The organism is Arcicella rosea, assembly GCF_040543805.1.
In the GTDB taxonomy this organism is placed as follows: Bacteria; Bacteroidota; Bacteroidia; order Cytophagales; family Spirosomataceae; genus Arcicella; species Arcicella rosea.
The window spans coordinates 585,347-599,167 of sequence record NZ_JBEUMS010000001.1 but is presented as its reverse complement, the minus strand read 5'-3'; the positions used below and the strand labels follow the sequence as shown (position 1 = coordinate 599,167).

Here is a 13,821-nt window from a genome sequence, read left to right as displayed (position 1 = left end):
AATGTTATTCGTTTGTACCAGTTTTTTGCTCGGACTGTATTTTGAATTTGTTTTTTAGTCGAACTCTAAAGCGTTTTTCTAATTCTTCAGTAGCTGGCTCTTCAAAAATGTTAAGTTGTCTAACACAATACTTGCCTATTTCATCAAACCATTCAATTGTTTTGCCATTCCAACAAGCAATATAAACCCCACGAATTGATGTCCATGTTTTATCTGGAATGTAACCAGCAAATAAAAAAGTTGGCTGGTCTGGAAACCCATCAATTAAAGATTGAGCCATAAATTTAATGTGCTGTTCAGTTCGATAGTTGGCTATTCCTTTGTTTTTGTCTAATTTTTTGAAGCGAATTAATACATCATCTTCTAACTTTAAAGCAAAAATATTATTCCATTTTCTAGCTTCAAATAGGTTGCTTTCTTCGTATTGCTCAGTTATACGAACTCTAATTTGGTCATGAATTAGTGAACCTTTTGTACAACCTCCAAATGTTACAGGTCTACCTAGTGTGTTAGCAAATTCGCTTATTTTTTGGTAGTCTTCAAATCCTCCAACAATACTATTTACAATGTTTGAATAATGTGGTTCTAAAATTATACTTGCTTCCTCAAGACTAATAATGTTCCTTTTCATCAATAAACTATTTAAGTTATTTTATAAATTTCTTTACTACTTATTACAAAAGTATAATAAATTGCGAAAAAAAACAAAAAAATATTCCTAATATTCGTAAAAAAATATTCCTACTCATCTATCACTTTGATTATCTGTGCAGTAATACTTTTTGAAGATTTTTAAAGTGGATAAAATAGTTAAACTAAAATGAATATCAGCCCAATACAAGGGTAAAGAATTATTCATTTTTTCTTTCAACCAGCATATCTGTTACCACCGACTCAATACCATCCACCACATATCTTTCATCAACCATGGTGATTATTTTAGGGGCATGGTCAAGAATACTCATAAAAATAGACTCTAAGCCGTACCCTTGCAGTTGAACGGTATAAGAAGCGAAATGAAGCAGGATAATATTCTTTTCGCCATTTGCTGAATATTCCCCCGATACTAAATAAGCGTAATTGAAAAACATTCTCTTGCCATCAAGCCATACCAAACAAAGGTTACGAGCATGGCTTGGTGTCTGATATACCTCCATTGATTCATCTTTCTTTGGGGCAGGGGTATTAGGTTTTGTCGGGTCTCCTTCCCGTATTTGGTCGTAACGTAGTTTATAATCTTGGCTCATAATCTTCGTAATTTGATTTTATTGGAGAAGCTTTTTCTGCTTGTTTTGTTTTATTTGGCTCTGGAGAAGTGCGGTTCAATTCATCTCTGATTTGATGATGAACCATTTCATTGGTTTTGTTTTGCCTACTAACAAGCTCTATCGCAGATTGTCTTTCACCAAGCTCTGAGGCATGGTAAAGTAATTGCTCTTTATCATCTGTGTAAATGTGTGCACGGTTTCTGGCACGGGATACAGAAACATAGAATTGCTTGGCATCCGTTGCAGGAAAAGTTGATGCTGGCTGAGAAATAAAGATTTCATCCACTGTTTTCCCTTGTGAAGCATGGGAAGTCACACAATGGGCATGGGAGATATGACCGTAATCCTGGTTAAGTTTATACGTTCCTTTGCTAATAGCATTGCGGAGTACAATATCTCCCTTTTTACTCACAGAAATCACTTCCAGCATTTGCCCATTGTTCAACCTGTTTTTCTCTTGGTCAAAACCATTGCGGGTAATTCTGATTGTATCACCTTTGGCAATTGCCATTTCGCTTTTGGAGAAAATATCATAATCGCTACTCTTTTGAATAGGAAGCGGAACGGTGTGACCGCTTTCATTCTTAATCATGACTTCACTTTCAGCACTGGATTGCACTGTCCAAAGGCTACCCCTTTTAATGCCGGCATTGTTTTGATTGAATTGGATGATTTGCCCTTTTTCAAAGTTTCTCCAATCACTTTTTTGAGCCTCAGTCAGATTAAGACTATTCAATTTTGTCGCTTTGATTTCCTTCTTACCAATCAACCCTTCCGATTTAAGTTTCTTTCGGATAGCATCGGTGACTTCATCTCCTTGCTGATGGGTTGGCGAAACTACCAAGGCAGATTTTCCTTTTTTAAGGGCTTCAACATAGTCACTGACCAACTCTTCATTGGGCTTTAACGGTGAAACGCTTTTTACCGAACCCATGCTATCGAGTTTTTGAAAAGCATCTTTCACATTGCCTTTGGATAGGTCTTCTACGGCTGAACGATAATATTCATCTTTTTGACGATAAATTTTACTTACCTCAGCGGTTTTAATACCACCCACAGTATTCAGAATACGCAAAGCATCTCCTCTGACAACACTTGAATGCTGTCTGGTATCACCACCCAGAATAAGTCTTGCATTTTGTTTGTTGGCTATCTCAAGCAAAGAGGTCATATCTTTTGTCCCAAGCAATCCAGCTTCATCCACCCATAAAACTTGATTGGATAATTGCTTCTGCATATTCTGGTCGGTCAAAAGCTTGGCAACCGTTTCTGCCTTTTCAAAGCCTTCCTCACGTAAGACACCACGGGAAGCCTGTGCGGTCGGGGCAACAACTATTACTTTCTTGCCAGCTTTTTCCATCAAGCCTACGGCTTCTTGCATCAAGGTCGTTTTGCCTGTTCCTGCTGCTCCACGGATAATGGATACCCGATTGGTGGTTGTCAGCACATGGCTAACGGCTTCTGCCTGTTGTCCATTTAATTTAAGTTCAGGTGCTTTTGTATAAAGGGGTTTAAGTTTCCCTTTTCCTTCCTTTGCCAGCTTGACCATCCACTTTTCTTCGTTGAGTGTGTCATGGGTCGTGCATAGAATTTTAGACTGTTCTTTTACACGAAGAATTCGATTATCCTCCTTAAAATGCTTGTCGATTTCATCCATAGAAATGGATTCATCGCCGATGCTATGGCGATAAGCTGATTCCAGCAAACGTCGGTCATGTAAAACAGAAGCCCTTTCAAAGCCATGTTCAAGGGCATAATCAACACATTGCTTGGAGGTGATAACTGTCTTTTCTTTTTCAGGAGCAAAGCGAATATTTCCTTGTTCGCCTTCCTCTTGTCCATTTTTATCCAATTCTTTGATTTGTCGTTTCCATTCAGCTTTTAATTCAGCCATGCTTAAACCCGTCTGCTTTTTTGAACGGGTTCTTGCTCCAAGCGAACTTAATTCATCAACATCCGTAATGCCTTTCTCTTTGGCAATACGACCGATTTCATCCGTGCGTTTTGAAAATAGGGAAATAACGTTTTTTGGAACGCCATCCACTTCAAATGACTTTTCCGTTCGACGGATTTGATAACCCTGTTTAATCAATTTATCAGAAAGCCGTTTATGAAACATCGTCTGGTAATAGGGCATGTCTCGTTTTATATCCCTGAACTGAGTAGCCTTGATTTGTTTTTCTTGCTCATCCCATGTAGCGTTAAAGACAAAGCAGTGTGCGTGTAAATGAGGGTCAGGAGCATGACCTTCTACTGGTCTGGCGGTCTGATGGACAAAATCAGCCCATACCAGTTCTTGGGTATCTCGGTCATCGTAAACATTGTTTTTTCGGATGCGAGTTTTGCTATCCTTTTCAATATCTTGCATGGTTTCCTTTACGCTTTCGTGAAAAGCATCGAGGATATGCTTGTCTTTGGACAGGGAATGCAAGATGGAAACAGATTTGGGGCAATGGAAATTAATGTCATAGCCTGTCGTCCGTTCCTCTCTTTTTCTGGGGGTTAGCGGAGTACCATCCGCTGGGTTCACGTTCTCACAGAGGGCAAAAAACGCTTCCTTGGTGGCAATACCGCTAATCCCTAAACGTTCAGCCAATTTTCCCTGAATATGCCCGTTGAGTTCTTGGTCGTTGATATAATAATCCGACTTAGACAGGGACTCAGAGAAGTAGGCTTTCGCATGAGCAGCCGAAGTGCTTTGAATCATTCTTATCATGCTCAGGGATTTTAAGGGTACTGTAAAACGCTCTGGGAATGTTTCTATTGATGTTATTGCCTGTTCATCTTGGATAAATCAGATAGTCGTAAAAAGCTGTGCTGAGGGATAGTAAGTATTAAGTAAATAAATTACATCAGACGTCTTCCCTAAGCACAGTTTAGGAGCTTTAAAATACCTGTACAGGCTCGTCATCGTCACTTTCAAAAAAGCTTTCAGCTACTTTACGTCTAAAATCCGTATTCTCTGGTCTTTTACCGTAGGTTTCAAAACCACGGGTTTCTTCTGGCTTTCGTCCATTGACAAAAGAATCAACCATCTCCTCATTGGCAATCAGTTTGTCAATCTTATCCATGACAAATTGGTCGCCTTTATAATAAGCACCTTTCCAGCTCAAAGAGTAAACGATACTGCAAAATATCAGTAAATAGCCGAGGCTTTGTTGGAAAATAGCCAATAGGATACCAAAGCCTAAGAAAATAGCTGGTTCTAACAGGATACAAACTTGACGTGGAGTAGGGGTTTGACCATTGATTTTGAAATCATAAAAAGCAGGATTGACGACCCCAGTTGAAAGACTAAAACGGGCGAAATCAAAAACAGAAGGTTCTCTTTTTATTTCTTCTCGACGCTTAAAACATTGGTACATGAATGCTCCTAAGTAAGCATACCAAGTGAAATACTTACTAAGAATTGTCCCAATGCCAGTCTCTTCTTCTTCTCTACCATAGGCATAAGCATAACTGTCAAAGCTTGGTATTTTAGACGCAATGATGGGATAGAGTGCCAATACCACTGTAAAAATGATAGCTGTTGAAAATGAAAAATAGCGTTCTCCAAATTTGGTTCTCGTAAATACTTCTAATAATAATCTGGGTCCAGAAGCCATGTCTAAAAAAGAGTTTAAAATAAATTCTTTAATCACATTTTTTCTGCCGAATACGGTGTGGTAATACAGGTTTTTTTTCATTGTGTGTGATAGTTTTAGTTAAGAAAATTGTTTGTTATGGTCTGAATAATTGGTCGAAATCCATTTTAATAAAATTCTTTTTTCCAGATAAACTATCACCTTGTCGATGAAAATAGCCTTCTACTCTAAATTTGTTTTTTGCACCACCTGTTTTGAGGCTAATGAATTTTTCTGGTCTTACGTGCCTGTCAATTTTAAGCGATAAGCTATCGCTTTGTGAAAATTCTGTGGAAGTGGTGATGGTTCTCGAAGGGTCAAAAAAGGTTGTATCCCCAATTAATTCCGAGGCGTATTTATTCGTTTCTATATCCGCATTGGCATGGAATATCTTTGTGCCTAAAGTTCCCAGAAAGCTTTTGACACGGTATTCACCTTTCTGCCCACCCATAGAGGCATAGTAATTGGGTAGATTTTGGCTGATATAGACTGTAGAAATTCGACTGCTTCTTGCTGTCGCCTGATATTCGGCATCATGTTCATGCAAGAAATTTTGAGCCTCATCCGCCCATAGGAATAAAGGTCGTCTGTTATTGTTTATATTCCGCTTTTCCATTGCCCTCTGCCAGATATATTTGAAGAGAATTTGGCAATCACGACCAACCTTGTGATAAACTTTCACAGGCAGATTGACGATAATGATTTTGCCATTCAAACAATCGTCAGGCGTAATGTTAGATTGATGACGGCAGAACATGGAATATACAGGTTCTCTAAGCAACCTGAATAGAAATCCAGAAAAAGTGAAATCTACTATTGAACGTGTTTTTGAGCTGAGATTCTTGAAATTATCAAAGAAAAATTCGTATAAAAATTTCATCAAACGTGCTTCAATCACATTATCCAATACAGCCTGATTGTATGAATCAGTATCAGAAATCACACTTTGTTGTTGAGGGGTGAGCGATTTATCCCAAGCTTTTACTTTTTCAAGAATATTGTTATGTGCTAATTTATAGGCTTTGTTAAATGCTTTTGATTCTGATTGTTCATCTTCTTGATTGTTTAATTGGTCAGTAGCTTTTGGCAGAGTCTGAACAATGTCGTACATCATTTGTACAGAAACATAGCCATAGGCAATTTTACAAAGGTCAATGACATTAAAAAGCAGCATATCCAAAGCAGATTCCCAGAAGGGGTCATCTCCTTTTCCACTGTCTTTTTCTTCGCCAGCACGAATTACTGTTTTTAATACCTGTACGATGTTTTCAGTGATAGCTTCATTAGAATCTGTATGCGTAGATTCATACTCCAGAAAATTAAAACTGTATTTTCCGTTCGGTTCTATGATAACCAAATCTTGTGTTCGGTTGGTTTCTGCACAGTATTGTTGCCACAACTCTTTTTCGTCTGGTTTGGCTGTTAATACCAATCCACCAAATCCAGTCTTCAAATATTTAAGGGCAAGCATTCTACCAGAGCCAGAAGTTTTGCCAGAGCCAATACCACCAAATATCTGCACACCTTCAACGGCATGTCGAATTGTCCATGTTGATTGTTCATGGGCAGAAGAGGGGAATTGTAAAATTGGAAAGTCTAGGTCGTGAATGTCCATAGACGTAGAGTTATAAGGTTTATACTTAGGTATTTATAATAAAATTATATGAACGTATGTTAATTTGCAAAACTTTTTGCAAATATTTTTTAAAAATATAACAAGCTGTCTGCTAGTTGGTTATCTTTTTGTTCTAATTTTCGGTGTTCAGTACACGGTAACGTAGCTCCAATGCAATCAGTGGAGATTTATCAGCTTCCTCTTTACCAAGCTCAATTAACACCTCTCGATATTTAATGATGGTAATGGCTCGAATGTCAGCTTGAGAAAGAATGCCTTCTTGGAGAATAAATCTATCTTGAACAAAGCATTCTCTTGTCAAGATTTCGGCAATCACAGAATGTTCAAGTTTAGGTTCATAACCCAGAAATCGGGTGAATCTATGTTTGACGACTTCTTTGTATTCAGGCAAGTATTCAAAATATTGCTGATACTCTTCTCGTGAATGATACAAATAGCTATAATCCTCCATATCCTTATTGCGGATAAGTTTGATATATTCTTCTGACTGCTCAAGCATCTCATCCTGTGAAATGCTGCCATTATGATAGCCATAGACAACGGCTCTTAAAAAGGACTCGTAGGGAAGTGTTAGATAGGTAGGGGGACTATAGCCCAATAATCTTTCGATAATGTCTTCGACTGTTGAAGCGTACTCAGGAAAAACCTTTTCGCTGGTGATAATATCATTCCAATTGAGCGCACCTCTCCTTGAATGGATATGGGCTTGAACAAAGGCTTTGGCATCACCACCAAAGCGTTCATCAATGAGTTTTTGTGCTGATTCAGAGAACATTTGATAACCCCTGCATTACAAGAAACAATCCTGTTATTTTAGCATATTTCTCATTAGATTCAATGTAATTTGAGATTGTATAATTAAGAAATATTAATTTGTTAATTATATGTGATGATGTGGTCAATTTTTCTCTCTATCCAAACCAACGCTGTTAAAGGACATGTAATATTTGACAATTATGTTTTTCAGATTCGCAACAATTATTGGCACAATTACTAATTCCATTGAGCATTTGTGCTTTCAGTTCAAGAAGGTTTTTTATAGTATTATCTATTTGTTTGGTTTTCGCTACCATTTTATCTGAAACATTTTCGCAAGAGGCGTTCCCAATTTCCATTAAATTCAATAGCTCAGATATTTCATGAAGTGTAAAGCCAAAGCTTTTAATCCTTTTGATTGTAAGTAGCTTTTCTAAGGTTTTTTCAGAATACTCCTTGTAATTATTATCTCTTCTTTCTTTTCTACTAATAGTTATAAGTCTTTGCTTTTCGTAAAAACGGATAGTATCTCGTGATAACCCCGTTTTATTTGATAATTCACCTATTAGCATCTCTGAAAATATTTAAAAGTTTCTCTTGACAATGGACTATACTCCACTGTTTACATTTGCAAATGTAAATTTAAAAATAGAAGAAAAATGAAAAACATTAAAATTAAATCTGAGCCATTCAAAAAAATAGGATGGATAAGTATTGGCTTGTGTGGTGCATGCTGTGCTTTACCAATCATCGGAACAATTGCAGGAATTAGTTCACTTACAGTACTGAGTTTATATCTCGAAAAAATTGGCATTTTAGCTTTGGGATTAGCTGGAATATTCTTTTTCTATGGATTTTATAAAGAGAAGCAACGAATAAAATCCTGTGTAGAATCTTGTGATACTAATTGTGATTGCAACATAAACTAAAATAGTTGGTATATATATTTGATATAAAAAATGAAGATATGAGTTTTGTAAAAGTAATAATAATTTTTGTTCTGGCAGGTATTTTTGAAATAGGAGGTGGCTATCTGATTTGGATTTGGCTCAAACAAGATAAGCCCTTTTGGTATGGATTATTAGGGGGAGTTGCCCTAGTTCTATATGGAATAGTGGCAACTTTTCAGCCGAATGATTTTGCTCGTACTTACGCCGCCTATGGAGGAGTATTCATTATCATGTCTCTTATTTGGGCTTACAAATTTGACAATTTCAAACCAGATAGATTTGATATTATTGGGGCAATCATCGTTTTTGTAGGCATTTCCATTATTTTCTTTGCTAAGAGGCAATAGGATAAGTATTTATAAATAATCATTAAACTTTTTCAAGCTATGAAAACATTATTTGTTTTAATGCTAAGTTTTAGCGTCTTCATTGCTGATTACCAAAAGCTCCATAAGTCAATAGTAAAGCAATTGCCTTTGAACTAAAAAATATCAATCGAGAAACGATTTCGTTAGATAGTATCAAGGATTCAAAAGGCATTATTCTGACATTTCTTACTAAGAATTGCCCAGTGTCTAAAATTTGCCAAAATAGGATAAAAGCATTACAGGAAAAAAATACGAAGCTCGGCTTTTCTGTAATAGTTATTGACCCTGTTGATTAGATAGAAGATGTCCACCAAGAAGAGCAGGAATTATCGTCTATAAGTGTAGAAAAGGATATAATGAATGATATTTTGTTTTCAATAATCATAATATTTTGTTTTTGAAAACCTGTTGCATCTGTTTTTAATGTAAATTTGCTTTATGAAAATATTTTCAGTCATATTATCAATGTACATACTTGTACTTTCATGTCTGCCTTGCGGAGATGTGAATGACTGTAATAAGGTTTCTAGCAACAATCAATATTCATTATCTAAAACAAAACTTCCAAAGCATACTGAAGATACGGAAACCTGTTCTCCTTTTTGTACTTGTGCTTGTTGTGGAATGAATATTGCTTTCAGTTTCCATCTTCCTGCTTTAACTATTGAAAAGGAAAGTTCTTTTTACACAGAGAATCCAATAATTGTTTATAAAAACGAGTCTTCCATTTCAAATTTCTACGGGAATATCTGGCAACCGCCCAAAGTCTAATTTCAAAAATTTTATGGTCACTGTTATGCACCTGATTGATTAATCAGTAGGGATATTATTTGTGGCATTACATGAGTTTTTAAAAATTAGATTTCAAAATAATGTTAGATAAAATCATTGAATTCTCGATAAAAAATAAATTTATCGTGGGCTTATTTACGTTGGCTTTAGTGTTAGTTGGCGTTTATAATTTAAGTCGATTACCTATTGATGCTCTACCAGATATTACCAATAATCAGGTACAGGTCATTACAACTGCTCCAACATTAGCTACCCAAGAAGTTGAGCAGTTTATTACCTATCCCATCGAACAGACGATGAAGACGATTCCAAAAATCGTAGAAATGCGCTCATTCAGCCGTTTTGGTTTGAGTGTCATTACACTTGTCTTTGAAGAAAATGTAGATATTTATTGGGCAAGACAGCAAATGAGTGAAAAGCTAAAAGACGCCGAACGCCTCATTCCCAAGAGTACTGGTATTCCTGAACTAGCCCCCATCAGTACAGGTTTGGGAGAAATCTACCAATACGTTATTTTCGCTAAAAAAGGCTTTGAAGATAAGTATGATGCCTCAAAACTTCGTAGTATTCAAGATTGGGTTGTTAAGCCTCAACTGCTAGGAACTGCTGGAATTGCCGAGGTAACTACTTTGGGAGGGAACCTCAAGCAATATGAAATAGCCGTTCAGCCCGACCGACTTAAAAGTATGAATGTTACTATTACTGATATTTTTATTGCACTTGAAAAAAACAATGAAAATACAGGAGGTGCCTATATTGATAAACAGCCTTATGTGTATTTCATCAGGGCTTTGGGAATGGTGAAAAACATCGCTGATATTGAAAAAATAGTGGTGAAAAATAACAACGGGGTTCCTATTTTAATTCGAGATGTAGCAAAAGTGCAAGAAGGGTCTGCTTTGCGATACGGAGCAGTTACCAAAGATGGTAAAGGCGAAGTTGTAGGAGGTATGGTGTTGATGCTGAAAGGAGAAAACTCATCGGCGGTTGTTAACCGTACCAAAGCCAAAGTAGAACAAATCCGAAAATCATTGCCTGAAGGCGTAGCCCTTGAACCTTTTATTGACCGAACAAAACTCGTAAATAATGCCATCGGAACAGTTGAAAAAAACCTATTAGAAGGAGCTTTAATAGTCATTTTTGTCTTGGTTTTACTTTTAGGCAACTGGCGTGCTGGCTTGATCGTCGCATCAGTTATTCCTTTAGCATTGCTTTTTGCCGTCATCATGATGAACCTGTTTGGCGTGAGTGGTAACCTGATGAGTCTGGGTGCAATAGATTTCGGGCTTATTGTAGATGGAGCAGTAATCATTGTGGAAGCCGTTATTCATCGCTTGCATCAAAATAAAGAAGGTCGATTAGATGACCAACAAATGGACGATGAAGTATTACATGCTGCTACCAAAATAAGGAGTAGTGCCGCCTTTGGTGAAATCATCATTCTTATTGTTTATTTACCCATTTTGGCTTTAGTAGGCACAGAAGGTAAGATGTTTAAACCGATGGCACAAACCGTTTCCTTTGCCATTTTAGGTGCATTCATTCTTTCGCTTACTTATGTGCCAATGGCATCGGCTCTATTTTTAAGTAAAATGATTAGCCACAAAAAGAATATTTCTGATAAAATTATTGATTTTATCTATCGTTTTTATCAGCCTATTTTAGACAAAGCCTTAGACTTAAAAACGGTCATTCTAAGTGTTGCTGTCGTTTTTTTTGGGGTTGCCCTATTTGTTTTTAGCAGAATGGGTGGTGAGTTTATTCCAACCTTGGAAGAAGGTGATTACGCCATTAATTTTAGAAATGCTAATGGAAGCTCATTAAACATGAGTATCGAAACCTCAACGAAATTAGAAAAAATACTGAAAGCTAAATTTCCAGAGGTTGTAGAAGTCGTATCAAAAATTGGTTCAGCCGAAATACCAACCGACCCAATGCCCATTGAAACAGGAGATTTAATTATCATTCTAAAAGATAAATCAGAATGGATAACCACGAAGGATTTCTATCAACTAGCAGATATGATGAAAGAAGAAATGGAGCAAATTCCTGGTGTAGGTTTTGAAGTCTCTCAACCGATTCAAATGCGATTTAATGAATTAATGACAGGTGTAAGAAGTGATATTGCTATCAAAATTTTTGGAGAAGATTTAGAAAAACTCGCAGTAACAGCTAATAGTACCATTGGACTTATCGGTAATATTGAAGGCGTAGCCGATATTAAGGCAGAACAGGTAACGGGAATGCCTCAAATTACGGTACGCTATAATCCAGATAAAATGGCACTTTATGGTTTGAATGTTGGAGACTTGAACAAAGTAGTGAGAACAGGGTTTGCTGGAGAAGCCACAGGAAAGGTTTATGAAGGGGAAAGGCGTTATGATTTAGTGGTTCGTCTTGATAAAGATTTTCGTCAGGATATTTCTAACGTAAAAAATATATTTATAAGCCTTCCTTCAGGTAATCAAATACCTCTTGAACAAGTGGCAGACGTAAATTTCGAACAGGGACCAGCACAGATAAGTCGTGAAGATGGCAGGCGTAGAATAGTGATTGGCTTAAATGTTCGTGGACGAGATGTAAAGTCGGTCGTAAACGAAATTCAGGCAAGATTAGATGCTAAACTCAAATTGCCAGAAGGTTATTATATCACTTATGGTGGTCAGTTCGAAAATTTGGTAGAAGCCAATAAACGCCTTGCAGTGGCTGTTCCTGCGGCTTTGCTCTTGATTTTTGTTTTACTGTTTTTCACCTTTCATTCTGTCAAACAATCCTTGCTTATTTTTACGGCAATTCCTCTTTCTGCTATCGGGGGTGTTTTTGCTCTTTGGCTACGAGGAATGCCTTTTAGTATTTCAGCAGGTATTGGCTTTATTGCTCTTTTCGGAGTAGCGGTACTGAATGGTATCGTATTGATTGGCTATTTCAATCAACTAAAAGCAGAAGGATGGGATGATGTTTTAGCCAGAATTAAGGAAGGAACAAAAGTTCGTCTCCGTCCTGTAGTTATGACCGCCGCTGTAGCTTCTTTGGGATTCTTACCAATGGCATTGAGTAGCGGAGCAGGGGCTGAAGTACAAAAACCATTAGCGACTGTAGTCATTGGAGGGTTAATTACCGCTACTTTATTAACCCTCATTGTTCTGCCAATTTTGTACTTTCTTTTGGAAAATGGTATTAAGCCTCCTAAAAAAGCAAGTTTTGTTGCAGGGCTTTTACTCTTTTTTGTGGCAAGCAATGTGGCTAATGCACAGGAAAACCCAATGCTCAGTTTGAACCAAGCGATTGAATTAGGCACTAAAAACAACACGCTGGTTCAAGTCAACGAGTTAGCGATAAAAATGCAAAATCAGCTAAAACCAACGGCTATTGAATTACCCAAAACCACTATTAATGCGATGTTGGGACAATACAATACCAGAAGTTTCGACCAGAACTATAGCATTTCACAAGGTTTTAGTCCTTTCCAATTTCAAGCAAAAAAGCAGCTGATTAACGAAAATATCAAAAATAGTGAGCTTAAATTAGCTTCTACAAAGCATGATATTATTCATCAAATTCGACAGTCTTGGAATCTGATTTTATACTGGTCGGCTATCAATCAGTTGCTACAAAAACAAGAGGAATACTTAAAGGTATTTCTGGATGCTGCAAAATTGAGATTCAAAACGGGTGAAAGTAATTTATTAGAGAAAACAACAGCCGAAACGAAACAGCAAGAACTGACACAAATCAGGAAGCAAAATGACGGATTGATAGTACGTGAAAAAATCAAGCTAAAAAATATATTGAACTTGAAAGAGGACTTTGTTTTGGCTGAAAATAATTTTTCTCCTTCAAAAGCCTTGTATGCAGATTCGCTTTATATCAATCAAAATCCCATACTTCAAATAGCAGTGCAACAGATACAGATTGCTACTGCTTTCAAAAATGTAGAAAAAGCTCAACGAAAACCTGATTTTTCAGCAGGATACTTTTTGCAATCACTCACGGGCAATCAGGATATTGAAGGCAAAACCACTTATTACAACGGCTCACCACGCTTTCAAGGAGTTAATTTAGGCATCAGTATTCCCATTTTTGGCAAGGCAATTAATGCTCGTATTAAAGCTTCGGAAACAGAAATATTGGTTCAGCAAAAGAATGCAGAATATCTCAAAAATCAAATCAACAGCCAGCTACTGCAACAGATTGAAGAGCAAAAGGTCAATCAATCCTTAATAGATTATTATATCCAAACGGCTTTACCCAATGCCGAGATTATTAGTAGTAATGCACAAAGAGCCTTTCAAAATGGAGAGATAGGCTATGTAGAATATTTGCAAGGACTAGAAACAGTATTGAGTATTCAGCAAAATCACCTTAGCGTTATCAGCCAATTCAATCAAAATAATATCAATATTCAATATTTGTTGAACAATTAAATTT

Annotated in this window: 11 protein-coding genes and 1 pseudogene; 5 read left to right on the top strand and 7 right to left on the bottom strand. The window is 36.8% G+C overall.

The genetic code is table 11. The features are described from left to right. Window positions 1–4: 4 nt before the first annotated feature. The 7 genes from ABID42_RS02725 to ABID42_RS02695 form a co-directional block, all read right to left on the bottom strand. Window positions 5–631 (bottom strand): hypothetical protein, encoded by a 627-nt coding sequence (locus tag ABID42_RS02725; protein ID WP_367282330.1) that lies wholly within the window; start codon window positions 629–631, stop codon window positions 5–7. 220 nt (window positions 632–851) lie between these two features. Next, window positions 852–1,247, bottom strand: coding sequence for a hypothetical protein (locus ABID42_RS02720; RefSeq protein WP_367282329.1), 396 nt, complete (start codon window positions 1,245–1,247; stop codon window positions 852–854). After that, window positions 1,231–3,984, bottom strand: coding sequence for a MobF family relaxase (gene mobF, locus ABID42_RS02715; RefSeq protein ID WP_367282328.1), 2,754 nt, complete (start codon window positions 3,982–3,984; stop codon window positions 1,231–1,233). Before mobF ends, ABID42_RS02720 begins: the two co-directional genes overlap by 17 nt. 169 nt (window positions 3,985–4,153) lie before the next feature. Further along, entirely contained in the window at window positions 4,154–4,954 is an 801-nt protein-coding gene (locus tag ABID42_RS02710) for a hypothetical protein (RefSeq protein ID WP_367282327.1), read from the bottom strand. 34 nt (window positions 4,955–4,988) lie between these two features. Further along, window positions 4,989–6,506: a type IV secretory system conjugative DNA transfer family protein gene (locus tag ABID42_RS02705; protein WP_367282326.1), complete on the bottom strand. Its 1,518-nt coding sequence runs from the start codon at window positions 6,504–6,506 to the stop codon at window positions 4,989–4,991. A 133-nt stretch (window positions 6,507–6,639) separates the two neighbouring features. Further along, complete coding sequence (locus tag ABID42_RS02700) at window positions 6,640–7,302, bottom strand: hypothetical protein (RefSeq protein WP_367282325.1); 663 nt, start codon at window positions 7,300–7,302, stop codon at window positions 6,640–6,642. A gap of 154 nt (window positions 7,303–7,456) precedes the next feature. Then, on the bottom strand, window positions 7,457–7,855 hold the full coding sequence (locus ABID42_RS02695) for a MerR family transcriptional regulator (RefSeq protein ID WP_367282324.1): 399 nt from the start codon (window positions 7,853–7,855) through the stop codon (window positions 7,457–7,459). 87 nt (window positions 7,856–7,942) lie between these two features. On the opposite strand from ABID42_RS02695, the gene ABID42_RS02690 reads away from it, so the two are divergent. The 5 genes and pseudogenes from ABID42_RS02690 to ABID42_RS02670 all read left to right on the top strand — a co-directional run bounded on the left by ABID42_RS02690 (window position 7,943) and on the right by ABID42_RS02670 (window position 13,817). Continuing rightward, the gene (locus ABID42_RS02690) at window positions 7,943–8,212 is read left to right on the top strand and encodes a hypothetical protein (RefSeq protein ID WP_367282323.1); all 270 of its coding nucleotides are present in this window, start codon (window positions 7,943–7,945) and stop codon (window positions 8,210–8,212) included. Window positions 8,213–8,250: 38 nt separating this feature from the next. Then, on the top strand, window positions 8,251–8,580 hold the full coding sequence (locus tag ABID42_RS02685) for a YnfA family protein (RefSeq protein ID WP_367282322.1): 330 nt from the start codon (window positions 8,251–8,253) through the stop codon (window positions 8,578–8,580). A gap of 119 nt (window positions 8,581–8,699) precedes the next feature. Next, window positions 8,700–8,897: pseudogene (locus ABID42_RS02680) on the top strand (redoxin domain-containing protein); the annotation flags it as partial. A 142-nt stretch (window positions 8,898–9,039) separates the two neighbouring features. Then, entirely contained in the window at window positions 9,040–9,372 is a 333-nt protein-coding gene (locus ABID42_RS02675) for a DUF6660 family protein (RefSeq protein ID WP_367282321.1), read from the top strand. A gap of 101 nt (window positions 9,373–9,473) precedes the next feature. Continuing rightward, entirely contained in the window at window positions 9,474–13,817 is a 4,344-nt protein-coding gene (locus tag ABID42_RS02670) for a CusA/CzcA family heavy metal efflux RND transporter (RefSeq protein ID WP_367282320.1), read from the top strand. The last annotated feature ends 4 nt before the right edge of the window (window positions 13,818–13,821 follow it).